Origin of the sequence: Scopulibacillus darangshiensis, from assembly GCF_004341035.1 — a bacterium.
Taxonomy (GTDB): Bacteria; Bacillota; Bacilli; order Bacillales; family Sporolactobacillaceae; genus Scopulibacillus; species Scopulibacillus darangshiensis.
The window spans coordinates 19426-42760 of record NZ_SLXK01000014.1; the positions used below are offsets into that span (position 1 = coordinate 19426).

General features: G+C 42.0%; 24 protein-coding genes. 8 read left to right on the top strand and 16 right to left on the bottom strand.

Annotation, left to right across the window (positions count from 1 at the left end):
• Positions 1-76: 76 nt before the first annotated feature.
• Together EV207_RS10940 and EV207_RS10945 are read right to left on the bottom strand one after the other, a co-directional pair.
• Positions 77-1036, bottom strand: a complete 960-nt coding sequence (locus EV207_RS10940) for a cation diffusion facilitator family transporter (RefSeq protein ID WP_132746203.1) — start codon at positions 1034-1036, stop codon at positions 77-79.
• A 248-nt stretch (positions 1037-1284) separates the two neighbouring features.
• Complete coding sequence (locus EV207_RS10945) at positions 1285-1482, bottom strand: hypothetical protein (RefSeq protein WP_132746204.1); 198 nt, start codon at positions 1480-1482, stop codon at positions 1285-1287.
• 87 nt (positions 1483-1569) lie between these two features.
• Between EV207_RS10945 and EV207_RS10950 the strand changes: the two genes are divergently transcribed.
• Both EV207_RS10950 and EV207_RS10955 read left to right on the top strand, forming a co-directional pair.
• Positions 1570-2025 (top strand): Hsp20/alpha crystallin family protein, encoded by a 456-nt coding sequence (locus tag EV207_RS10950; RefSeq protein WP_132746205.1) that lies wholly within the window; start codon positions 1570-1572, stop codon positions 2023-2025.
• 153 nt (positions 2026-2178) lie between these two features.
• Positions 2179-2754 carry a hypothetical protein gene (locus EV207_RS10955; protein ID WP_132746206.1) on the top strand — a complete coding sequence of 192 codons (576 nt, stop codon included), beginning with the start codon at positions 2179-2181 and terminating at the stop codon, positions 2752-2754.
• A 56-nt stretch (positions 2755-2810) separates the two neighbouring features.
• Here EV207_RS10955 and EV207_RS10960 read toward each other — a convergent pair whose 3' ends face one another.
• The 5 genes from EV207_RS10960 to EV207_RS10980 all read right to left on the bottom strand — a co-directional run bounded on the left by EV207_RS10960 (position 2811) and on the right by EV207_RS10980 (position 4607).
• A complete protein-coding gene (locus EV207_RS10960) occupies positions 2811-3305 on the bottom strand; it encodes a hypothetical protein (RefSeq protein ID WP_132746207.1) in 495 nt (164 codons plus the stop codon).
• 12 nt (positions 3306-3317) lie between these two features.
• Positions 3318-3578, bottom strand: a complete 261-nt coding sequence (locus EV207_RS10965) for a hypothetical protein (protein ID WP_132746208.1) — start codon at positions 3576-3578, stop codon at positions 3318-3320.
• Positions 3579-3750: 172 nt separating this feature from the next.
• On the bottom strand, positions 3751-4020 hold the full coding sequence (locus EV207_RS10970; protein ID WP_132746209.1) for a hypothetical protein: 270 nt from the start codon (positions 4018-4020) through the stop codon (positions 3751-3753).
• Between the two features lie 5 nt (positions 4021-4025).
• Complete coding sequence (locus EV207_RS10975; protein WP_132746210.1) at positions 4026-4271, bottom strand: hypothetical protein; 246 nt, start codon at positions 4269-4271, stop codon at positions 4026-4028.
• 90 nt (positions 4272-4361) lie between these two features.
• Complete coding sequence (locus EV207_RS10980) at positions 4362-4607, bottom strand: hypothetical protein (protein WP_132746211.1); 246 nt, start codon at positions 4605-4607, stop codon at positions 4362-4364.
• Between the two features lie 118 nt (positions 4608-4725).
• Here EV207_RS10980 and EV207_RS10985 point away from each other — a divergent pair, with 118 nt between their 5' ends.
• Positions 4726-5820, top strand: coding sequence for an FUSC family protein (locus tag EV207_RS10985; RefSeq protein ID WP_165886911.1), 1095 nt, complete (start codon positions 4726-4728; stop codon positions 5818-5820).
• 77 nt (positions 5821-5897) lie between these two features.
• Here the strand turns inward: EV207_RS10985 and EV207_RS10990 are convergent, their stop codons facing one another.
• From EV207_RS10990 to EV207_RS11015, 6 genes are all read right to left on the bottom strand, one after another.
• A complete protein-coding gene (locus EV207_RS10990) occupies positions 5898-7226 on the bottom strand; it encodes a 6-phospho-beta-glucosidase (protein WP_132746213.1) in 1329 nt (442 codons plus the stop codon).
• On the bottom strand, positions 7223-7552 hold the full coding sequence (locus EV207_RS10995; protein ID WP_424511364.1) for a PTS sugar transporter subunit IIA: 330 nt from the start codon (positions 7550-7552) through the stop codon (positions 7223-7225). The genes EV207_RS10990 and EV207_RS10995 overlap by 4 nt, the downstream gene beginning before the upstream one ends.
• A gap of 48 nt (positions 7553-7600) precedes the next feature.
• Positions 7601-8950, bottom strand: coding sequence for a PTS cellobiose transporter subunit IIC (gene celB / locus EV207_RS11000; protein ID WP_132746214.1), 1350 nt, complete (start codon positions 8948-8950; stop codon positions 7601-7603).
• 14 nt (positions 8951-8964) lie between these two features.
• Positions 8965-9267, bottom strand: a complete 303-nt coding sequence (locus tag EV207_RS11005) for a PTS sugar transporter subunit IIB (RefSeq protein ID WP_132746215.1) — start codon at positions 9265-9267, stop codon at positions 8965-8967.
• Positions 9268-9426: 159 nt separating this feature from the next.
• Positions 9427-12114, bottom strand: coding sequence for a sigma-54-dependent transcriptional regulator (locus EV207_RS11010; RefSeq protein WP_132746216.1), 2688 nt, complete (start codon positions 12112-12114; stop codon positions 9427-9429).
• A gap of 160 nt (positions 12115-12274) precedes the next feature.
• Positions 12275-12916 (bottom strand): SDR family oxidoreductase, encoded by a 642-nt coding sequence (locus EV207_RS11015; RefSeq protein ID WP_132746217.1) that lies wholly within the window; start codon positions 12914-12916, stop codon positions 12275-12277.
• A gap of 120 nt (positions 12917-13036) precedes the next feature.
• On the opposite strand from EV207_RS11015, the gene EV207_RS11020 reads away from it, so the two are divergent.
• Together EV207_RS11020 and EV207_RS11025 are read left to right on the top strand one after the other, a co-directional pair.
• On the top strand, positions 13037-13984 hold the full coding sequence (locus EV207_RS11020) for an alpha/beta hydrolase (RefSeq protein ID WP_132746218.1): 948 nt from the start codon (positions 13037-13039) through the stop codon (positions 13982-13984).
• A gap of 219 nt (positions 13985-14203) precedes the next feature.
• Complete coding sequence (locus tag EV207_RS11025) at positions 14204-15481, top strand: alkaline phosphatase (RefSeq protein WP_243647025.1); 1278 nt, start codon at positions 14204-14206, stop codon at positions 15479-15481.
• Between the two features lie 181 nt (positions 15482-15662).
• Here the strand turns inward: EV207_RS11025 and EV207_RS11030 are convergent, their stop codons facing one another.
• On the bottom strand, positions 15663-15989 hold the full coding sequence (locus tag EV207_RS11030; protein WP_132746219.1) for a MerR family transcriptional regulator: 327 nt from the start codon (positions 15987-15989) through the stop codon (positions 15663-15665).
• Between the two features lie 74 nt (positions 15990-16063).
• Positions 16064-17329 (bottom strand): ammonium transporter, encoded by a 1266-nt coding sequence (locus tag EV207_RS11035; protein WP_132746220.1) that lies wholly within the window; start codon positions 17327-17329, stop codon positions 16064-16066.
• Positions 17330-17548: 219 nt separating this feature from the next.
• On the opposite strand from EV207_RS11035, the gene EV207_RS11040 reads away from it, so the two are divergent.
• The 3 genes from EV207_RS11040 (at position 17549) to EV207_RS11050 (ending at position 22201) form a co-directional block, all read left to right on the top strand.
• The gene (locus tag EV207_RS11040; protein WP_132746221.1) at positions 17549-18523 is read left to right on the top strand and encodes a DMT family transporter; all 975 of its coding nucleotides are present in this window, start codon (positions 17549-17551) and stop codon (positions 18521-18523) included.
• 76 nt (positions 18524-18599) lie between these two features.
• Positions 18600-21641 carry a DEAD/DEAH box helicase gene (locus EV207_RS11045; protein WP_132746222.1) on the top strand — a complete coding sequence of 1014 codons (3042 nt, stop codon included), beginning with the start codon at positions 18600-18602 and terminating at the stop codon, positions 21639-21641.
• Positions 21641-22201, top strand: a complete 561-nt coding sequence (locus EV207_RS11050; RefSeq protein WP_243647026.1) for an SWIM zinc finger family protein — start codon at positions 21641-21643, stop codon at positions 22199-22201. The genes EV207_RS11045 and EV207_RS11050 overlap by 1 nt, the downstream gene beginning before the upstream one ends.
• A 144-nt stretch (positions 22202-22345) precedes the next feature.
• Here EV207_RS11050 and ilvA read toward each other — a convergent pair whose 3' ends face one another.
• Positions 22346-23302 carry a threonine ammonia-lyase gene (gene ilvA / locus EV207_RS11055; protein ID WP_132746224.1) on the bottom strand — a complete coding sequence of 319 codons (957 nt, stop codon included), beginning with the start codon at positions 23300-23302 and terminating at the stop codon, positions 22346-22348.
• Positions 23303-23335: the final 33 nt, after the last annotated feature.

Here is a 23335-nt window from a genome sequence, read left to right on the forward strand (position 1 = left end):
ACACTAATATATGACTTATGATTGATATTAGCAACAACTAATATGAAGGTCAAGTTGTGAATCCCTTTAGACATCCTTATGTATTTGATGGGGTAAGATCATCGCAGATAATGTTTTCTTCATGAGGGTGAGATTGGTCCTCAATTTGGATTGTCGTATGACCTATTGTCAGATCCTTTAACTTCTCTTCCACCTTTCTTAAGATCCCTTGGCTATCCGATACTGACATGCTCCCTTCTAGTACAAGATGGCAGGATAAGGCGGTTTTTCCGCTCGTTATACTCCAGACATGAAGATCATGAACATTTTCAACACCTGATACAGATTGAATCGCATCAGTTACCTCTTCAATATTCACATTTTCAGGGGTTCCTTCCATGAGAATGCCGATTGTTTGTGTCACAATTCGCCAGGCACTAAAAGCAATTAATAAAGCGATACCCACACTTAAGATTGGATCGATATAATACCAGCCGGTAAAGTAAAGAATAATGCCGCCGACAATAACGCCTGCCGATGCAGCAGCATCACCTAATATATGGAGAACTGCACTTTTGACATTAAGGTTTTCTTCCTTTCTCATGCCTAAGCCTAAGTATAAATTAACAATCAAGCCGACACCGGCCCCAATAAACATCCATGTTGAATGAATGGGATGAGGCGTTTGAAACCGTTGATAGGCCTCCCATAAAATAACGAGGGTAATCACTATGAGTGTCACACCGTTTATAAAGGCTGCAAGAATGCCGGAACGGTGATAACCAAAGGTCCGCTTTTCATCCGCAGGCTTATCAGCTTGCTTTAATGCAAACCAGGATAAACCAATGGCCCCCAAGTCGGTCACGACGTGTCCCGCATCTGACAACAGGGCTAAACTATTGGATATGATCCCCCCTATTATTTCTGCAGCTAAAATTAATATAGTTAGTAAAAATGCCTTTTTCATTTTACCTGCTGGCGCATGTGAATGAAAAACATCGTTATGATTGTGCTTATGATCATTCCCTTTTAATTGCTCTTCTTCATTGGCATTCATGTGTTTACCCCCTTATGTATAACCCCCTGGGTAGTTCAATTATTAGTTTGCCGAAGAAAAGCAAAAACATGCATGACAAGAGTTCAACGACTCACCACCTATAACAGCTTGCTGGGGCCAAACAAGCAAAAAAGCGCCGCCAAGACGCTTTTTAGATAACTCAATATAAAGATGTTGTATTTACCTTTTCTAGGCGGATGTTCACCTCACCATTCTCAACACAGCCGAATAAACTGTGCTATAAAGGTTTATGGATCAAAGCGATCAGGGTCTGATGCAATATTAATATGGTCTATCGCTTTATTTTCTTTTCCGCTTATTGTTCCAAAGCCTTGGTTTTCTTTCTTTTTGGAACTCCAGTAGCCTTGTTGATTTTTCCCTGAAAAAACACCAGATGACCGTGTGATTTGGCCAATTTTAAGGTCTTTAAAATGAATATGCTCCATGCAGTCAGCCTCCCAATAAAAATCTTTATATAAATGTATTTGATAAACAAGATCTTTATCACAAAGCATTGAAAGGAATTGATTCTCTTGAATCCGTTCTCTAATCAAGATGGAATAAAATCATATCTTGAAGGCTTAGGCATTCCCTTTTTGACTAATATGCCACTCAATAATCCTGGTATGCAAAAACAAATGCAGGATATTATGAATCAATCCATGTCTGGCTTTGGCGGGATGGGGAACCCGGCAGCTCAAGCTCAAGAGCCCCCATCAAACCAGCCGGATTATCAGGTGTTTGAAACAAATAATGGTGTTATTGTGCGTCTTCCGGTGATTATTGATGACGACACTAGACCGCGCCTGTATATGGATTCACATCACCTTTATGTTAAAGAGTTTCCTGACCAAAACGAAGAATTGACCATTCAACTTCCCGCACCTATAAATCCGAAAGAGGCAAATGTGTCTTATAAAAATGGCATATTAGAAGCTCAATTAATGAAACGTACGTCTCCATCGGTAACAGAGATAAATTTTGATTAGCTGATCCAATGAGTGCATCCATCGCTTTTTTTAACCTCTATACGCTTTTCCCCATCTTTGTCCTTATATTCTTATTAACAGGATCATATAATCCAAGAAGACGATTTGTACAACCCTATCCAGAAAACGACAGATTAGGGGGTCGGACTTCGCATGTTTGGTTTTAAGAAGAGACGAGAAGAGAAAATACGGGAACAGAAAGCCATATATCGGTTGGAAAGAAAGATGGACATATTCCAAGATATTTTACTAAAAATGACGCAAGAAGGCTTCTCTTGTGACATTACTATTGAGAAAATAGATGTCAATGATCCCGTAATCGATAACCTTACCTTCCGTCTTGACACATTAGACGTGAAGGATCTAAGCGGTGCATTAAACTTGGGGAACAACTTTGGCGTTGGCGCTAACCCAAACAACAATAAAAAAGGAAGTCATAAAGAAGATGGGGCAAGATCAAAGCAGCCTAAAGACAGGAAACCTGATCGCTCCCCTTCCCATAAGACGTCTGTAACTGCCAAAAAAGAGCCTAACAGTACCAAGACTGCCCCTGCTAGACATACAACGTCACCAAAGACAAAAGTCCATTCTAAAGCAAAGGGAACAGATCCAAAAAGGATAAGCCAACAGTCGCCAAAAACACCTGAACCCCATGGTATGACAACTGAGCTCAATAAGGAAAAGCGCGGATATACTGTAAAGTTCAACAACCATCCAAATAAAAAGTGATCTTCTTCCTCGAGGCCGGGTAAGAAGATCACTTCTTTTCCTTATAAGATAATTATTTATTCCTCAACCACTGTTGCTTGTGACATATCATTAACTACATTGTCTATATTATCGTTATCGGAAACGCTATTATTGGCCATTTTAAACTTATTTATTCCCGATGCTGTTCCAAAGCCCTTATTTTCCTTATAATGAGACCGCCAATTTTCTTGATAATTCTCACCGACACTTACAGATGTTGCAACTGAAGCAATACCGACATTAATCGAGTCAAATTTTATCGTGTCTATTACGTTTGATGCCGTCCGTTTCCCCGGTGCATCCGTTTGATTGACATCATTAATGACCGTGTCAATGCTATCATTGTCCATAACCATACTAACTGTTTTATAAAATGTTGACCCGCTTCCGGAACCAAAGCCTTGGTTGCTTTTATTTGATGAGTGCCAACCATGAGCTGAATTGTTTCCAATAAATATCCCGGAGTTGGTTCCAATCGTTGACACAGATAAATTGTTAAAGTGGATCGATTCTTCACACTCTCTACTCACGGTGACCCTCCTTTATAATCCTTGAGCTTGACTGCTAGGGATACCGTCATTATCCATTATAGGTGTATCTACTACATCATTATCTATCATGTTGTTAAATATGCCGGAATTAACGCTTACACCATAAAGCCACCCGTTTGCATAGTTAAATTTACCATGGGCGGACCAGCCCACTTGATTGTTTTCGCCAATAGCTATGGAGCAATCCGTCGTCATATTATTTGAATTAATCGCGCCAAAGGTTATATTTACTGACATAACTGCCCTCCACATTTATGGCCTCTTATACTTAGTATATAGATACGACTTATTGTCCTGTGACCATTTTTGTGAACAAGATTGAATAGAAGTTTTGCTTAAAGGTTTATTGCGAAGATAATTTGACTTGGATGTCCAAATCAAGGGGGCGAAAGAAATGGAATAACAGGGGGATAAGTATAAAACCTTAAGAAGTGCCCTCTTCTCCGTTATCCCCTTTCCCTGCTCCAGACTTTTTCCATATTGTTAAATCTTCCATATCATTATCGAAGACCGCATTGATGATACTAATGGAACTGTTAGAATTGCCGAACTCTCTTCCAAATCCCATGTTGTTTTTGGAATTCGAACTCCAGAGGGGCTGGTTATTTGAACCCGAAAACACACCTGCACAATTGCTCAGCACGTTTATGTTGATGGCATTGATTTGAACATAAACGTCAGAATCCTTACCCACTTTGATCAAACCTGTGCGGTTGGTACTGGATTGAATCCCTCTGGTTGGACTGCAGGTGTGTCGATAACGTCACCGTCATATATTATATTTAAAACATTAATGGTATTAGTAAGTCCGACTTGAAAGCCATTTCCCATATTCCACTTGCCTTGAAAATTCCATTCAGGTTGGTTGTTTTGTCCGGATGATATACTTGATTCGCTGCTCATCGAATTTATATTGACCTGGCCGCATAATACAATAGCTGGCATTCGAACTTCCCCCTTGAATTCTCTTGCCATATCCTATTCATCAAAGGAAAAAACGGAACAACCGACCATGCTTATTAAATACTTGTTTGATCATACCTGGGAGGTTGACACTGGATTGAATCCCTCCGGTTGAACAGCAGGCGCATCGGTAACGTCACCATCATATATAATATTTAATACATTAATGGTGCTAGGAAGTCCGGCTTGAAAGCCATTTCCCATATTCCACTTGCCTTGAAAATTCCATTGAGCTTGGTTATTTTGTCCAGAAGTCATACTTGCGTCGCTGCTCATTGAATTTATATTGACCTGGCCGCACATTACAATAGATGGCATTCGAACTCCCCCTTAAATTCCCTTGTCATATCCTATTCAGAAAAAAGAAAAAATGGAACAACCCAAACCTTGCTTATTAAATACCTGTCTAATAATATACCTAATACTGAGATCCTTTTTGGACTGGAAGGTAGCGTTCACAGCTAATTTAAATTATAATAATGATAAAAAATGCGAGATGGTGCCATTGGTTTTCAGATCAAAATTTTTGGGTAGCCGATTATTAAAAACGTGTTTATCGGCTTTTGTGACCGCATACATATGCTATTTTCTAAATTGGCCGCCTTTATTTGCCGTGATAACGTCGATCGTATCGATTGAAAACACATCGGTAGATTCATTGAAGAAAGGATTGATAAGATTTCCGGCATCTGCCATTGGAGCAGGTGCCGCTATGCTCTTTGACGCCCTTTTGGGGAAATCTCCGATAAGCTATGCGGGAGCCGCTTCAATCACCCTTATCGCTTGTTACCGATTGAAATTATATGATGGCCTTGTTGTTGCGGTTTTAACCGCGGTGGCCATGATTTCAGTCACCTCCCATTATTATTTAGATTCATTTTTTATTCGCTTGGGAACGACTTTTACAGGGATTGCCGTGGCTTCCTTGATTAATTATTTTATTTTGCCGCCTAATTATAAAACAACGATTGCATCGTCCACAGATACAGCTTTCGGGCAAATCGGCGCTTTGATTAGGCAGTATTTCTCTAATGACTTACCTTCTAAGGCGAAGTTGGAGCAAGGGTACATAACCCTTCAACGGAAATTAGACCACATTTTGCTGCTTGTTCAAAATCAAAGATCCGAATGGCTTCACCATAAACATCATTTGGAAAATATCCAATCGTTAAAGACATACCAAAATGAGCTTCGCCAATTACAAAAGGCTATGTATCATTTAGGTAATTTGTTATACACGGACCACTATACAACAGCCTTTGCCCAGGAGGACTATGTCAAAATAGCACGGCTGGGTAAAGCCGTTGCGGAACGTTATAGAGAAAAACAATTTGATGTACATGGTTACTATTACACGACATTGCGGGAGGTCACATGTTTATTTAATCTTTTGAAAGATGAGCGTCATGATAGCAATGACACAACTTCCTATCATCTTCCATTAAAAATTACCCTTCTTTACGAATTGCTTTCTTTGCAGGATGTACTAGAAGAATTGAGGGACATGAAGAAGGCTTCGGATGTGAACTAAGTGAACATAGGAATATCAAAATAGAAAGCCAGGCAGAGCCGTATAAATCACCCGTTTTGATGCCCGGCTTCCCTATGTTATACCTTCTGCGCGTTTGTAAATTGCGGCAAATAATCTTTATGAGCGTCAAGCATCTCATCCAAAATTTGCTTTGCCATATGGTCGGATGGCACCAGAGGGTTAATAGTCATAGCGAGCAACGCTTCATAATAATCCCCTGACACTGCAGCTTGTGCAGCAACCCGCTCAAAAGATTTAATCTGCTGCACTAATCCGCGTACTGGAACAGGAAGGTCACCGACGGAAATTGGCAGAGGTCCTTCTTTTGTGATGACACAGTTAATTTCTGCTGCAGAGTCATCAGGGATGCTGGCGATCGCCCCGTTATTTCTAATATTGACTGTCTGAATATCCCGTCTATCAGTATAAATTGAATGAATCAGGCTGCAAGCGGCATCACTGTAATAAGCACCGCCTCGTTTTTCCAACTGAGGTGGCTTAATCTTCAAGTCAGGATCTTTATACAGCTCAAACAATTCCGCTTCCAATTTTTTAACCACCTCAGCTCTTGTGCCCTCACTTTTGGCCGATGCTATCTCATCTTCAAGCATCTTGGCCGTTTGATAGTAATATCGATGGTAAGGGCATGGCAGAACACCTAGTGCTTTGACAAATCCCGGCTCCCAATTAAAATCAGGAATATTTTTGACTGTCTCCCCTGCAGTTTCTCCCGAGGATATCATATCCAGTACTTTATCGGTTATTCTCTTTCCATCAAGGTAAACATTTAATCCATAGACCATATGATTAAGACCGGCAAAATCGACATGAAGGCGTTCTGCCTCTACATTAAGCAGCTTCGCTAGATTCATTCTCATGCCAATGGGGAGATTACATAGGCCAACAACCTTTTTGATGTTGCTGTAACGGAGCACCGCCTCGGTAATTAATCCTGCAGGGTTTGAGAAGTTAATCAGCCACGCGTCAGGGCATAATGACTCAATATCGCTGCAAATGTCTAAGATCACTGGGACGGTCCTTAGTGCTTTGAATAACCCGCCGGGTCCATTGGTTTCCTGACCGATTACACCATATTTTAATGGGATTCTTTCATCTATTGCTCTTGCTTCGAGTAAACCTACCCTTATTTGTGTGGTCACAAAATCAGCGTTTCTGAGTGCTTTTTTTCTATCCAAAGTTAAATAGATTTCCATTGGCACCTGGGCCTCATCGACCATTCGCTTAGCAAGCGCCCCAACTGTTTCAAGCTTGTCTTTGCCCTCGGGTATATCAACAAGCCAAAGCTCCGATACAGGCAGTTCGTTGTATCTTTTAATAAAGCCTTCGACTAATTCTGGTGTGTAGCTCGATCCGCCGCCTATTGTTACAATTTTTATGCCCTTCATCGCTTCATACCTCCTGAAACCGCCAATTTTTCATATAAATCAACAAATTCATGGGCCAAATCTCTTATTGTCAATGCATTCATTAAATGATCCTGTGCATGGATCAGCAGAAGAGAAACGCCTACCTTTTCACCTTCTGCCTCTTTTTGTATTAACGATGTCTGGATCTTGTGGGCCTCGGAAATTTCTTCGGCGGCATCCCTAAGCTTACCTCTCGCATCCGAAATTCCGCCATTCTTTGCAAGCGAGACAGCCTCCATAGCCAAACTTCTGGCATTGCCTCCGTGCAAGATGATATGAAAAACAACCTCTTCTGAACTCATCATGTTTCTCTCCCTTCCACCTATTTATCTATAATCACTTGGTTGTTACGCTTAGATTGAATGGTTAAGATCCTTTTCACTTTTTATCTGTTCAAACCCTTTTTCTTCATTAAATTTTTGCTTGTCGTAAAGTCGCATGAAGGGATAGTAGATGATCAAAGCCACCGCGAGATTTACGATTTGAATCACAATACCTGAGACCTTACCTCCTGTTGCCAAAAACCCGCTGATGAACATAGGTGTTGTCCATGGTATTAATACCCCGTTTGGTTTGGCAACTAGACCCAAGTCCATAGAGAAATAAGTGACCAATAATACGACAACTGGTGTGAGTATAAAAGGGATAATCATGAGAGGATTCATGACAATAGGCGTACCGAAAATCGTTGGCTCATTTATATTGAAAAGGCTTGGACCAACAGCAAGCCTTCCTAATTGTTTCATTTGCTTGCTTCGTGCTTTGAATAACATTAACAGCACAAGGGCAATGGTTAGCCCTGACCCGCCAGTCGTCATAAATATTGAATAAAATGGCGCTGAAATGATGTTTGGCAGGTCGGCGCTATGGTCAGCCATGAAAACCTGTCTATTTTCATCCATCAGGGCAAATAAAACTGGCGCCATCAGACTGTCAATAATAATGGCATCGCCATGGAGACCAAGCGACCATAAAATTTGAATCGCCAAGATGGCTATTAGCATCCCCCACAGACTCCCGCCTATAAAGCTTAATGGTGTTGTAATAACAAGATTAATGACATGGTGGATATCCTGGAGCGATGTCGCTTCGAGTATCACTCTAATGATCCAGATAAAAGTAATAACGATAAATGCTGGAATGAGAGCTACAAATGATTTTGCCACTGCAGGCGGCACACCCTGGGGCATATTGATAACAAGCTTCCTTTGGATGACCCACCGGTAAATTTCTGTCGAAACAATCGCTATGATCATAGCGACAAACAATCCTTTGCTTCCCATCAGACTGATCGGGAGGACACCGCCTACTTCAAAAGCCTTTTGTGTCCCTTCAGGGGTAAACATGGTCATATGTGGTGTGGCAAGCAGAAAGGATGCCAATGAAATCGCTCCGGCCGAGAGCGCGTCAACCTTATATCTTTCCGCAAGTCTATAAGCAACACCAAAGCCAATGATTATCGACATAATATCGAACGTAGCTCCGACAGGATAAGTGAGCTTCGTTAACCACTCCTTCCCAAATAGGCCTGACATAAATGCCTCGTAGTGAGGAATGGGTAAATTACCGATGATAAGAAAAAAGGAACCGACGATAATAAGTGGCATCGCAAGTATAATGCCATCCCGAACGGACTGCAGATGTTTTTGTTCCTGGATCTTGCCCGCTACTGGCAACACATACTTTTCTAAAAAACCAATCATCGAAACCACACCTCCTATTTTTGGAAACCCAAAGCAAAGTCGAGAACGTTTTTGCCATTAACCATACCGTAATCCGCCGGACTAATCACATCAACTGGAATTCCCTTTTCGCCAGCTTCCGCTTTAAGCTGTGCCAATTTGTACCGCACCTGTGGTCCTAGCAATAAGACATCGGCCTCATCTATATGGTTTTTAACCTCATCCAGTGAAACAGCCTCTATCGTTGCTATCACACCATCTTCTTCTGCTGCTTGTCTCATTTTGGTTACGAGTAAGCTTGTTGACATCCCTGCTGCACAAACTAGAAGTATATTCATTTTTAATATCCCCCTTAAAATGTTGAGATGCTTGAAGGCGCCTTCAAAACTCTTATTGCAAGTGTCATGCCAATATCTGCACTCCTTGTCATATCAAACGTATAGCGCCTACTGTGTTATTTCAGTCTTAGTGTGTTTTGTTAAACAGTAAAACAAACACTAGTGTGTTGCGAGTGTTTGTTCATAGTCAAAAAAGTTAATAATATAACAGATTTCATCATCACTTACTGTGATACGATAGATTTCCTCCAAACGCTGCACTGCACGTTTAATGACCCTATAAAGGTGTTGATTCATTGTTATACATTGATCTTTTTCACTAAATGGTACAGGCACGTATCCCGCAGCAAGCCTGTCGATCATACAGCACATGTGAAGCACAATACCTATTAATTGATTTGAGGCAATATTGCTTTGTAGAGATGCCTGTATATCATGAAGGCATCTCCTCACATCCTTTATCACCATTTTCCCATCAACAAAGCTAAGATGCTGTTCAATCGTTTGTGCCATTTTAAAATAGGTTTCTTCCTTATCAATAGCAGACTGCAGCTTTTTAATCGCTTTCAAATTTAAGATATCCTCGATGCTGTATTGCGGAACATCCTCATCGAAAGCAAAGTTGCTGACAATGCCTAATAAGGTCCGGTTCTTCTTGATGCTCTTCAATATGCTGTCGGAATCCACCGATCCTCCAATATTCATCGGGACGATCTCAAGCCAGTCAGGGTTATACTGCAAATGATTTTCCAGCAGCCCTTTTATCGCCAAAGCACTGCCCTTACCTGTTGTACAAGCTGTTACAATCACCCACTTCTCCAATGAACCGTCTCCTGTACCTTCTTCTGAACGATCATGGGAGAACAGTGAGGCGGTATGGATAAGATCCTCATAAAGTTCTTTTAAAGAATAACCGAGCATTGCTTTTCTTGCTGCTTCAATGACATGAAGGCTGCTCACCATTGGCACGATCATAATCGGCACTCCTGTATCCTTTTGCAGCTTGTCTTTGAAGCTGACGAGCGACCCCATATCTACTAACAGCAGTACTCCCGCGTCAGCAGATGCCTCATTTTCGATATAGCCATGAATGGCTTCATATATGATAGCCGGACTGGTTTGCAGAGGCATATCAATCGCCTTTGCATACGCCACACCGAGCAGCTGATGAGCGACTTCGACCATTGAAGAAGCTGTATTGTTGCCATGCATGGCAACAATGATTGAAACCCCATCATCATCTGAATCAATAACGTCATTGTCCAATACAAAAAACATGGTCAAAAATCCCGCTTCATCAATAGGAAGATCAACAAGCAATTTTTCCTCGATCATTTTAATACAGTCTAAGGCCAGGCTGAATTCTCTTTTATAAGCTTTCCTGACTTTGTTCAATTGCGGGTTGAAAATTGTTTTTCCGCTTTCGATCCGTTTAAGCGATGTTTGAATATGAAGCGCCATGCCTAAATAAACTTTTTTGCTAAGAAAGCCATTCAGTTTGGACTCAGCATAGCGAATGATCTCCTCAGTTATTTTTGCGACCGGGGGATCTATGATTTTCGACAATTCGCCTTTGTTCATTCTTTGGTGGATCCCTTTAATATACTGTGTAAAATAATGTTCAATATCGATTTCCATCAGCAGATCAACTTCTTCGTTATTCACACCTCTGGCTTTCAATTCACTGTACCGGCTGGCAATTTGTTCATATACCGAATGATCGCTAATATCATCGTTATCTTTAAATGACAGCGTTTCCTTATCCGGCAGAAAAACGTAATACTGATGATCATTAATTTGAATGCTGCATTTCGCATGTTTTGCTTCATAAAGACCTTCTTTTATATAATGAAGCAGATCAGTGCTGTTAATTTGCAAGCCTTCCTTTTTGCCAGTGACAAAATCCGCATAAGCTTTGGCACAAGTTAATTGAATATCAGTTTTGAGCTGTCCGATATTATTTGGGCAGTCATAGTATAATAATGAGCGGATTGTATTTGCGGAAACGAAAAGCTTCTTTTCGAGGCGAACCGTTTCTTCCTTTAAAAACTGAATAATAAGGTAATAACGCTCCTCAATCGACCGCTCCTTTAACGATGGAAGGTAAATCGTCATAGGTATCCGGCGGGTAAACGTATGCAGCAGGTTTGATTGCGGGTTTTCAGTTGTGGCAGCGATAATTAATACCTGTGCCATTCGATCGGCATCTGTTTCTCCCAGGCGGCGGAACATCCCCTTATCAATAAATGTAAATAGCATTTCTTGCCCTTCCGCAGGGAGACGATGGACTTCATCAAGAAAAAGAATGCCTTGGTCTGCTTTCTCTATCAGCCCTCTGCTATCAACCGCTCCAGTGAAAGCCCCTTTTTTGACACCGAATAATTGACTTAATAATAACTGCGGATTGTTTGCATAATCAGCACAATTAAATGTTACAAAAGCTGCCCGGCGACTCATTCTCTTGATTTCAAGGGCGTATTCATGCAGCAAACCGGCAAACATTGACTTGCCAACCCCGGTTTCCCCATACAGTAAAATATGCATGCCCTTTGGCGGATAGAGTATCGCGGCTTTCCCTTGTTCAACCGCAAGTGACAAACTTGCATTTCTTTCTGCAAGCTCATCAAGTTTCGGTACTCTTTTTTCAGAGGAACCTTGATCTGGTAAAGAATACAAAACCGGCCGGCCATTGTTTTTTATAACCCGCCCTTTTTTCCATAGCTTGTTTAAATCACTGCTGACATTTGCTCTATTCAGACTTAACAATTCAGCGATCTCCTTGGCACTGACACCTTTTTCATTTGCCACCTCTTGCAGCTTTGCTAACACCTTTTCCATTCTTGTCATCCTCGATCACCCCATGAGTGATTTTTGCTTTTACCTGTATATAAGTCTATACCAAAATGTATTGATGATCATCCATAAATTTTTTTTACATAGTAAAGTAAAGGATGCCTCGCTGGGAGACATCCTTCTGCATGGAAACATTTCATATGAATTGTATCTATTAAAGTGATTTCAGTGCTGCTTCGATTCGTTGTTCACCTGACAATACTTCAAACGTCTTCTTATACGTATTATCCATATCTAAGGCGGTGACGATGATGGCAGCGACATCCGCCCTTGGGATGCCTACGCTGCGGTCGCCTTCAATTTTTCCGGCAGCATTGATTTTTCCCTTGCCCGGGTCATCCAATAGTTTTCCAGGTCTTATAATCGTGTATATAAGGTTGGATGAACGGAGCTTATCATCTGCGTCACCTTTCGCTTTATAATAATGGCGCATTGACTCCGGTCCATTTTCTGGGGTATCGGCATTCATTGAGCTGACCATAATAAACCGGCTGATGCCTTCTTTTTCTGCAGCTTCTATGATTTTCATCGCACCTTGACGATCAACAAGCTCGGTTTTTTCCGGACCAGTGTGACCACCTGAACCAGCTGTAAAAACGATGGCATCAACACCTTTTAGAGCATGACCGAAGTCTTTCTCAAGGTCAGCAATCACAACCTCGCCGCCAAGCTTCTCTAGCTCATTTCTCTGTTCCTCATTACGAATCATAGCTTTAGGATGGTGATTGCTCTTACTCAGGAGCTGAACCACCTGTTTGCCAATTTTCCCATGCGATCCGACGATTAAAATATTCACTGTAAAACCTCCCTGAAGGTTTGTGTGGACTTAACCTACCTATCTACTATTCCTTGTTGCGCTTTGTTTTAAACAAAATTGTCTATAATAGCTAAAAAGGTTACAGATAGGAGAAGGATTATGCCTGAAACAGAGGACATAAGGAAAGTTTTAGACCGCCTGGCAAATTGGGATCAACCGATAAACTTTCATCAGCCTGTTGAAATGACACCTGATATTACGGCTTACTTGAATTATTACGGTTTTAATATAGATAACATTGACTTTCATTTCGGGAAAATTGATATCGATGAAACAAAAATTATGGTTCAAATTTTTTCGCCAAAACAAAACAAGGGGACAGTTTTCTTATTGCATGGCTATTTGGATCATGTCGGATATTTAAATCATATTATTCAATACTTAAATGACCATCATTACAATGTCATCAGTTATGACTTGCAAGGCCATGGACTTTCTGAAGGAGAAAAAGCGTCCGTTGATGCGTTTTCGGATTATGTCTTAACTTTGGAAAAGTTGATGAGAAAGACAAAAAAGGAAATGCCTTTACCTATGTATATTATTGGTCATAGCACAGGCGGTGCCATAGCGATCAATTATGCTTTGAAACACAACGACCATCATTTTGAAAAGCTTGTCCTTGCAGCACCGCTTATAAGGTCCAACTATTGGTACCTATCGAAATTGGGTTTCTATCTTATGAAACCATTTCCCTTTATTGATGACATCAGAAGGAATTTTCGGGAAAACTCTTCAAATGAAAAGTATCTCACCTTCTCTAAAAAGGATCCGTTGCAGTCAAAGACAATTCCTTTGGAATGGCTTGGCGCATTAATAAATTGGAATGAGAAAATTAAAACATACCCGCCAACTGATATACAGACATGTATCATACAAGGCGATAAGGATGAGACCGTAGAGTGGAAATATAATCTTGAATTTGTCAAAAAAAAGTTCCACCATCTAGAGGTATGCCATATCGAGAATGGTCGGCATCAATTGTTTAATGAAAAAAAGAGCATTCGCGAAAAGGTTTTTACAAATATCACCAAATTTTTTAATAATTAACCTCACACAATCATGCCCCTGTCATTCCCAGGGCATGATTGTCCTGAAAGGCGAGCATCAAACCCATAAGTTGATCGTTAACACCAAATTGGAACCTATATTTCTATAAGAGTGTCTATAACTTTAACAATCACTTTACAAAATACTAGTCTTATATTAAAAAAGGAGATTTAGAATGAGGTTGAAAATTAAATCAAAACGTGAGGAGTGAGGAGCTTGATAAAAAAACGGGGAATGTTGATTCTGAATGCAGCGATCGCTCTTACTACTGTAACAGCTTTAACGTTTGCTTCTTTCGCTGATGCTAGCAGTACCGAACGCCATGAAAAAAAGAGCCGCAGCCATCATCATGGCATGGCCAAAAATGTCATTCTTTTTGTAGGAGATGGCATGGGGCCAGGGCATCGCAATGCCATCCGTCTGGCTGCAGCAGGAGCCGATGGCGAACTTGCCATGAATGATATGCCATATAGCGGCATGGTACATACCAGCTCTACCAGCCTTGTGACGGATTCCGCAGCGGCGGCAACAGCAATGGCAGCTGGAATCAAAACCTATAATGGTGCCATTAGTGTAGACCCAGATAAACAGCCGGTGAAGACGGTTTTGGAATTAGCGGAAAAAGCGGGAAAAGCAACTGGGGTTGTCACAACAAGCCAGGTCACGGACGCAACACCGGCTGCCTTTGGCGCTCATGTCGCCGACCGGTCCTCACAAAGTGACATTGCCAAGCAATATCTCGAAAACAGTGACATTGATGTTATTCTAGGCGGCGGTGAAGATTATTGGTATCCGAAAGGAAGCGCTGGAAAATATCCTGATCATCCAGCTAAGGACCCGGAAGAAGAAAGCAAAGGAACGGAAGGGAATCTAGTAAAAAAAGCTCGAAAGTTAGGATATAATTATGTGACGAACCAAAAGGAATTAGAAAAAGCTAAAGGTGATAAACTCTTAGGTCTCTTCGCAAACGAGGAAATGTTCGAGCAAAGACCTGAAGGTGAAGGAGATCTATATAAACCTGTTGTCCCTTTGCCTGAGATGACCAAAAAGGCAATCGATACGCTCTCACGCAATAATAAAGGTTTCTTCCTCATGGTAGAAGAAGAAGGCATCGATGAAATGTCACATGAAAACAATGCGAAACAAATGATAAAGGCTGGCAAGCAATTGGACAAGTCAGTAGAGGTTGCCAAAAAGTTTGCAAAAAAACATCCTGACACACTTGTACTAGTAACCGCAGACCATGGCTGCGGGGGCATATCAATAGAGGACGTGTCCAATAAAGATGAGTCCGGCGAAGGCATTTCCAAGGAGGACGGGCCAATTAAAGCAGCCCACTTGGATCAACAATTTACAATAGACTGGACCACATCGGGCCATTCAGCTGTTGATGTCCCGTTAACAGCGATGGGGCCGGGAGCACAGCTGTTTGCGGGTGTCTATGAAAATACTCATATACACGATGCCCTGATTAAAGCCATGCGGCTGAAGCAATGATATACTGCATATCCCTTTTGTGATAAGCAAAAGGGATATTTTCACCTTATTTTTAACCTCGAATTAAAGCAGCTTATAAATAAAGAAAACTCGCCGATTGGCGAGCCTTTGGCGAAGACAGAGGCATAGTTGCACTTATGTGCGTCAGAAAGTTATACTTTCTGATTAACTAAAAAACAACCTATTTTCTTATGTTAAAGTGCGCATTCAATTGTCCTCGAATCATTTTGTTGACATCTTCTCTTGTTTGCTTGCCTTTAGCTTTCTTTATCATGTCTTTTCTGATTTCAAAGGTTTGCACACCTTCTTCTATTTTGTCGGCTATATCTCCCAATATTTCTATATCCGAAAATGAATATTTGCGAGTGCCGCGTTCGGTTCGTTCTGGAAAAATGAGATTTCTTTCTTCATAATAGCGAATTTGCCTTTGAGACAGTCCGGTGATTTCACTTACAATACCAATTGTGATCACTTTCTTTTCTTTATACGATAGCTTTCCATCTGACATAACTTTCTCCCCCATTTAAGGGTGGACCCCTTATCTCAATTTTAAGGTAATACCGTTAAAAACGGAAAGGTTAGTTAACTCGTTTTTCTTTGTTTGGTGTTTTGAAAAACCTCCGGATATCCATAGCTTCCATGTTCACTTAAATCCAAGCCAAGGGTTTCCTCTTCTTTTGTAACCCGAAGGCCATTCATTAATTTTTTCATGGCAAACAGTATGGCAAAAGATACTGTAAAAGCATATACACCGGATATGACGACTTCCATTACCTGAACGCCGAGTTGAGTTAGTCCTCCCCCATAAAACAAGCCTGGCAATCCAACTGTCGCAAGCTTCGGCGTTGCAAATAGCCCTGTAGATAATGTTCCCCAAATCCCGGGAACCCCATGAACGGAAATGGCATAAATCGGATCATCAATTCTTCGTTTTTCAACAAACCTCATACTGCAGAATACAAGGATTCCGGCAACGAAACCAATAACAACAGCAGCCCATGTTTCAACAAAGGCGCATGAAGCCGTGATTGCCACAAGTCCGGCAAGTGCCCCATTAAGCAATGTAGGTACGTCAGTTTTTCCTAACACGATCCAGGAAATGATTGAAGCGGCAACAACGCCCGCTGCAGCTGCTAAGTTGGTATTTATAGACACAAACCCAAAAAAGCCGTTATCGACCGAAATTGTACTGCCTGCATTAAAACCGAACCATCCGATCCATAATATCAGGACACCCAGGGCGGTAAAGACTTGATTATGCCCGTAAATATGATTCGCTGAGCCGTCCTTGTTGAACCTTCCGATCCTCGGCTTAAGGAGAATCGTCGCGGCAAATGCCGCCACGGCCCCGGTTAGGTGGACAACAGTTGAACCGGCGAAGTCTTGGCCGCCATGGTCGGCAAGCCACCCTCCTCCCCAAATCCAGTGAGCAATAACGGGGTAAACAAGTGCAGAAAACAGAATAGAGAAAACGAGATATACCGAAAGCTTCGCACGCTCAGCGAAACCGCCAAACGCAACAGTTAAAGATATCGCTGCGAACGCAAGCTGGAATAGAAAATATACAGAGGTTGAAAGCCCTAATCCTTTCATTACATAACCGGAATAGAAAAAGTCCGACAAACCCACAAAGAGATTGCCATTTTTGCCGAAGATGAATCCGAAACCAATTGCCCAGAACACAAGCGCTGCAATACTGAATGTAAAAATCGTTTTCCCCGCAATATGACCGGCATTTTTCATCCGCGTTGATCCAGCCTCGAGCAAGATAAAACCGCCGAGCATGAAAATAACTAAAATCGCCGAAAGCATAACCCATACACTGTTCATAAGATATGTGACATCCATGGTAAGGCCCCCCTAAAAAAGGATAACTTTTGATTTTGATAACTATTAACCTGGGTTTATAGTAAACTAGGGGAACAGAAAAGGCATGGTTGTTGTCAGATAATTTAACATAGAAATAATAATTTCTTTATAAACAATTCCATTGTATTTTTCAGTCACAAAAAATATAATGACAGGATAGATTAATTTATTAGGCACAGGCAGGAATGGGTGATCACTTTGAAAGCTTTTATACTAGGCATTTTAGCTTCATTTTTCTTTGCTTTCACATTTATTCTGAACCGCTCAATGGAAATATCCGGGGGCAGCTGGCTATGGAGCGCATCCTTGCGTTTTATTTTTATGGTTCCTTTCCTTTTTATTATTGTTTCTTTCAGAAGAAACATCATGCCGCTTCTCAAAGGCATGGTTAAAAACCCGTTACCTTGGGTCATATGGAGTTTCTTTGGATTTGTACTCTTCTATGCCCCCATTACCTTTGCTGCGGCTTACGGACCGGGTTGGCTGACCGCAGGAACATGGCAATTGACGATTATTGCCGGCATGCTGCTCAGCCCATTATTCTATGAATGGCGCCAAACCGCAGACGGACTTATTAAAACAAGACAGTCCCTTGCTCTGAAGCCTTTGGCTGCCTCTTCTATAATCATCATTGGCGTTGCCCTAATGCAAGGGAATAATATTCATGGCCTGTCTTGGCATCTTATCGTGACTAGTATGCTCCCTGTCATTGTTGCCGCGTTTTCTTATCCACTTGGCAACCGAAAAATGATGGAGGCGTGTAATGGAGAGTTTGACACTTACCAAAGAGTGCTTGGCATGACATTAGGCAGCCTGCCATTTTGGATCATAATGGCCATCATAGGGTGGGTCAAAACTGGACCTCCCAGCTCAGGGCAATTAACTCAAACCTTTATTGTTGCTATCTGCTCAGGAGTCATAGCTACGGTCCTCTTTTTTATGGCAACAGATATGGTCAGAACAGAGCCTCATAAGCTGGCAGCGGTGGAAGCCACGCAATCCGGTGAAGTCATTTTCACATTATTAGGCGAAATAGTGCTTTTATCTGGAAATATACCTTCATTATTGTCATTGACCGGTTTATTTTTGATCATAGCGGGGATGATTGTTAATAGTTTTGTCTCCAGTCAGCCAAATTCGACGCAAAAAAGGAAGAAATCCAGAACCGCTTAAAACAGGCGTCATATGTCTGAATTTGGTATAATAAAAGTTCGTTTAACTATATCTTCTTAAAATTTGAGGGAAGTCTATGCATGATCATTTACAGATCACTTTTATCCCGACTATCGACGGTGACCGGAAGTTTTTTATCTGGCTGACTGACGAAGACGGGAAACCAAAAAAGAGAAAAAGCGGCGGCCTTTATAACGTTCTCCGATCCGATACGGAATGGCGTGAGGCCTTTCACTTAGAGCCCCCAATTAAATCTGAAGCAACATTCCAGGTGAACTCAGAAATGATAACAACACCTGGGTTGTTATTTTCTATGAATCAGCTGTTTCGGGTCTTTAGGCACCCATCATTTAATAAAGAAATAAAATTCTCTTTTATATACGGTGAAACCGTCCCTTTCTTTAGGGAAATTGCTGGCGCATTGAAAATCTCATTGGAAAACGGACAATTCTATCCAGCCATGTACAATGTGGAGAAAGAGGGTGAAACCTACTTCTTCAGCCAATGGCTTCCCGTTTGCAGCCTTTACGAACAATCAGGATTAATGGCGGGTTGGCTAAAACAACTGCCGCCTGTTGCCCTTTCGGCAGAGATCTTATCCGAGATTAAAGTGATGCAATGGCTGCATCTGCTTATCAGCTATTGGACAGATGCCATCATTCGGCAAACAGCCGGACCCGCTTTTGACAGTGTGATTGACGAATGGCAAGAACAGCAAATAGCTGGTTATGATAGCGGCGCCGATTGGTTTCACCAGCTTATTTCAACCGAACCCGGTTTTGTTCAGGTCTCACACAATGTGGGAGAAATCAACGCACTTCAAGCGCTTGAAAGTACGATTAACAGCTGGACAGCAGCCATTTCGAAAGATCAGCCAAGCTATTTAATTGAGTCACTAAAAGACTTTAAACAGAGCTTTATGCGCCCGCATATTACGCCTGAGGAACTGTCATTCCGCTTTAACCCGGAGAATCTTGAGGATCCCTTTGAGCGGGATAGTCCGTGGCATGTTGATTTGGTTGTTAACGGCCAGCAAAATGGCAGATCAGGTGTCTTCAGCCTTGATGACATCCTTTCAGGAAACCCCAGAAATTTAATGTGGTTTTTTGAAAAATTGGAAGATGTACGCGGGGCAATGCCGGGATCCATCGCAAGAGAACTCTATGTTAACAGTGGTGAATCAATGGTTCTATCCACAGAGGATGTTTATGAATTTTATCGGAACGAAAGCTTTTTGAATGACAATCTGATTGTGTTAAGCTTTCCATCATGGATGGAAGTTCGAAAATCTGATGAAGGGATCGATATGGACTTGGAGATAGATACCAAGTCTTCAATGTTTAGCCTGTCATCCATAATTAACTACAACTGGCGAATTTCTGTCGGGGATTTGTCACTTTCCGCTGAAGAATTTAAACAATTGGTGAAGCAGCAGCGCCCTTTCATTAAGCGGGGAAATGAATGGATACAGTTGCCATTTGAACAAATGCTTGCAGCATACGGATCTTTGGATGAAACAGAATTACTCGTCGGCAGTAAACCGCGTGTACTGGACGCACTGCGATTAACAGCTGCCCGCCGCCGCAAACGAAAAAAAGATGTTAACCTAAAAATCGGAGCATCGCTTGAAAATTACTTGACCGCCCTCTTTAAAAAGCCGACAAAAAATTTAACAGTCCCTTTATCCTTTAAAGGGGAGCTCCGTCCCTACCAGAAAACAGGATTTACTTGGCTTGCGCACTTGGAGGAAAAAGGTGTCGGCGGGTGTCTGGCTGATGATATGGGGCTTGGAAAAACTATCCAGACAATCGCATATCTTGCCCGGATTCTTGACCAAAAAAAAGGACCGGCATTAATCATTTGTCCAACATCCTTGATGGGAAATTGGATGAGGGAAATCAACAGCTTTGCACCTAATCTGCGCGTGTACAGCCACCACGGGACCGCACGATACTCTTCCGATCATTTTCAAGAGGCATTGGAACGGTTTGATATTATTATCACAAGTTACACACTTTTCACAAGAGAGATAGAGCACCTTTCCAAATATGTGTGGTCAAGCGCTGTTTTAGATGAAGCCCAGGCGATCAAAAATCCACAAACGAAAAAAAGTAGAGCTGTCCGCCAGATCAACGCCCGCCACAGGGTTGTTTTAACGGGAACACCCATTGAAAATCGTTTGGAAGAACTATGGTCTATCATGGAATTTCTTAATCCCGGCTATCTCGGTTCGTTAAAAGGTTTCCGGGAAAAATTCGCCCGTCCGATCGAAAAGAATAATGATCAAGCGAAGGCAAAGCTTTTGACACAAATGATCCAGCCGTTCCTTCTGCGCCGGGAGAAAACCGACAAACGCATCATCAAAGATTTACCGGAAAAGCAGGAAACCAAAGAATTATGTTATTTAAGCAAAGCGCAAGCCACTCTGTATCAATCTGTTGTGGATCAATTGGTGCAAAAGGTTTCTCAATCAGAGGGCATGAAAAGAAAAGGCATGATTTTGTCAACGCTGACCAAGTTAAAACAAGTCTGTGATCACCCGTCATTGGTCGCTGATGACACCCAAGGCGAGGATTCTGGCAAAATGACGCGGTTATTTGAAATTGTTGATGCCCTATTTGAGAAAAATGAAAAAGTACTCGTATTTACCCAATATGTGAAAATGGGAAAGCTGCTTATCGAGCGCGTGGCAAAACGCCACTCTGATGCTAAGGTGTTTTTCTTGCATGGCAGCCTGACACCTGAAAAACGTGAAAAAATGATCCGCGCTTTCCGATCTAACGAGAATGAAAAGACATTGTTCGTTCTTTCATTAAAGGCAGGCGGACTCGGCCTCAACTTAACTGAAGCCAATCATGTCATTCATTATGATCGCTGGTGGAACCCGGCTGTTGAAGATCAGGCGACAGACCGCGCTTACCGAATTGGCCAGCACCGCAACGTCCAAGTCCACAAGCTAATATGTGAAGGAACCTTGGAGCAGCGGATTGATGAACTAATCGAGAAAAAGAAGGGATTAAGCAAACAAATTCTTGGCAAAGGAGAAGGATGGATTACTGAATTGACTGATAAGGAAATCTATGAATTAATCCGCTTAAGGGAGAAGGTGATGTCGTGATGGGTGTTGATTCTATAATTTATGATGGGGAACTTGTTGACTGGCTGAAGGCTTTCTTCAGCTATACTGAAAGAAGGCGCCTTGGCCGGGGGCAAACACTTTATCAGGAGGATGCGGTCATCGATTTTCACTTAACCGAAGAAGGGTTTAAAGCACATATCCATGGCAGCCGATTTAAACCATACCTCGTAAAAGCGACATTTGATGACACCCTTCCTAATCCCGCGGATGTTCAGCTTGATTGTTCATGCCCAGATAGTGCAGAACCCTGTAAACATGCCATCTGCGCAGTCATCCATTGGGTTGTTGTGATGGATAACCAAAGATCCAATAAGTGGAATTTAAAGGACATTAATAGATTGAACTCGTTTTCCAGAAGGAGAACCGCGGATGCCCCTGGGAATATTACAGCTCTAGGTAAGCTGCAGGGGCTCGCTTCGGAGGGGCCACCCGCTGCGGATCAATTTAGTGATGCCGTCTTTTGGCATGTCCATCCTGATTTAAATGATTTGATGAAAGGTATTTATACGGTGGTTAAAAGGGATCTTGAGAGGATGTAACAAAAGAGTTACTCCGAAGTCGGCATTAATTAATCCACTTTACCAATATTGATTTTCCCATAAGCCTTTGCTTCTCATAAAGTTTATACTTTCTGATTAACTAAGAAAGGCACTGACCCTAATCGGGCCAGTGCCTTTCTTCATTCAGCCTATTTTCCGCAAATTCTCTATAGGTTTTGCCAGGCTTTTATAATATGGGAATTTAGCGACATCAGCATTACCGCCGCTTATAATAATCCCCGCCTTTTTGCCCTTTAATGCAAGCTTTCCGCAAAGGACGGCAGCTAATGCTGCGGCGCCGGCGCCTTCGACAAACGCCTTTTCCCTCTCAAGCATCATAACCATAGCTAAGGCAATTTCCGCATCCGTTACAGTTACCATGTCATCGACAAAATGTTGAATGATAGGATAAGTGATCATGCCAGTTTCTTTAACAGCTATCCCGTCCGCGATGCTGTTAACCCTGGATAACCGTGCGCTGCCCTTTCCGGTAAAACGATTAAAGGTTGCTGCTGCTCCTGATGATTGGACCCCTACAACCCGAACTCCTGGATAAATGCTTTTTATCAAAGCGGCTATCCCGGAAATTAATCCGCCGCCGCCGACTGGGACGACGATCGTGCCCAAATCAGGGGCTTGCTGCATCATTTCTAAAGCGAGGGTTCCCTGACCGGCCATGACATCAAAATCATCAAACGCATGAACGAACGCCCGGTCATTTTCCTCTTGATCGCGCATCGCAGCCTCATAAGCCTCTTGATAGGACTCACCTATTAAAACGGCTTCGGCGCCATATGATTGAGTGGCATTAACTTTGGCAAGCGGTGTTTTTTCAGGCATATAAATCTTTGCCTTCACACCCCTTTTCGCTGCACTTAAGGCGACGCCCTGAGCATGATTTCCCGCGGAAGCAGCAATAATTCCTCTAGCCGCTTCTTCATCGGTTAATGACATGACCTTATTTAAGGCACCCCTAAGCTTAAAAGAGCCTGTGCGCTGCAGATTTTCCATCTTAAAATAAAGATTCGCCCCAGTTAATTGATTAAAGGTGGCAGATTGCCGCATAGGCGTCCGGTGAATAACCGGCAAAATATTCTCCATTGCATTGATCACTTGGTTCGCTTGTAAGAAATC

Coding starts and splice junctions, on each gene's coding strand:
- EV207_RS10940 (WP_132746203.1), bottom strand. CDS start 1,036: ATGAATGCCAATGAAGAAGAGCAATTAAAAGGGAATGATCATAAGCAC.
- EV207_RS10945 (WP_132746204.1), bottom strand. CDS start 1,482: ATGGAGCATATTCATTTTAAAGACCTTAAAATTGGCCAAATCACACGG.
- EV207_RS10955 (WP_132746206.1), top strand. CDS start 2,179: ATGTTTGGTTTTAAGAAGAGACGAGAAGAGAAAATACGGGAACAGAAA.
- EV207_RS10965 (WP_132746208.1), bottom strand. CDS start 3,578: ATGTGGAGGGCAGTTATGTCAGTAAATATAACCTTTGGCGCGATTAAT.
- EV207_RS10975 (WP_132746210.1), bottom strand. CDS start 4,271: ATGCCAGCTATTGTATTATGCGGCCAGGTCAATATAAATTCGATGAGC.
- EV207_RS10980 (WP_132746211.1), bottom strand. CDS start 4,607: ATGCCATCTATTGTAATGTGCGGCCAGGTCAATATAAATTCAATGAGC.
- EV207_RS10990 (WP_132746213.1), bottom strand. CDS start 7,226: ATGAAGGGCATAAAAATTGTAACAATAGGCGGCGGATCGAGCTACACA.
- EV207_RS10995 (WP_424511364.1), bottom strand. CDS start 7,552: ATGATGAGTTCAGAAGAGGTTGTTTTTCATATCATCTTGCACGGAGGC.
- celB (WP_132746214.1), bottom strand. CDS start 8,950: ATGATTGGTTTTTTAGAAAAGTATGTGTTGCCAGTAGCGGGCAAGATC.
- EV207_RS11005 (WP_132746215.1), bottom strand. CDS start 9,267: ATGAATATACTTCTAGTTTGTGCAGCAGGGATGTCAACAAGCTTACTC.
- EV207_RS11010 (WP_132746216.1), bottom strand. CDS start 12,114: ATGACAAGAATGGAAAAGGTGTTAGCAAAGCTGCAAGAGGTGGCAAAT.
- EV207_RS11020 (WP_132746218.1), top strand. CDS start 13,037: ATGCCTGAAACAGAGGACATAAGGAAAGTTTTAGACCGCCTGGCAAAT.
- EV207_RS11030 (WP_132746219.1), bottom strand. CDS start 15,989: ATGTCAGATGGAAAGCTATCGTATAAAGAAAAGAAAGTGATCACAATT.
- EV207_RS11035 (WP_132746220.1), bottom strand. CDS start 17,329: ATGGATGTCACATATCTTATGAACAGTGTATGGGTTATGCTTTCGGCG.
- EV207_RS11045 (WP_132746222.1), top strand. CDS start 18,600: ATGCATGATCATTTACAGATCACTTTTATCCCGACTATCGACGGTGAC.
- EV207_RS11050 (WP_243647026.1), top strand. CDS start 21,641: ATGGGTGTTGATTCTATAATTTATGATGGGGAACTTGTTGACTGGCTG.
- ilvA (WP_132746224.1), bottom strand. CDS start 23,302: ATGGAGAATATTTTGCCGGTTATTCACCGGACGCCTATGCGGCAATCT.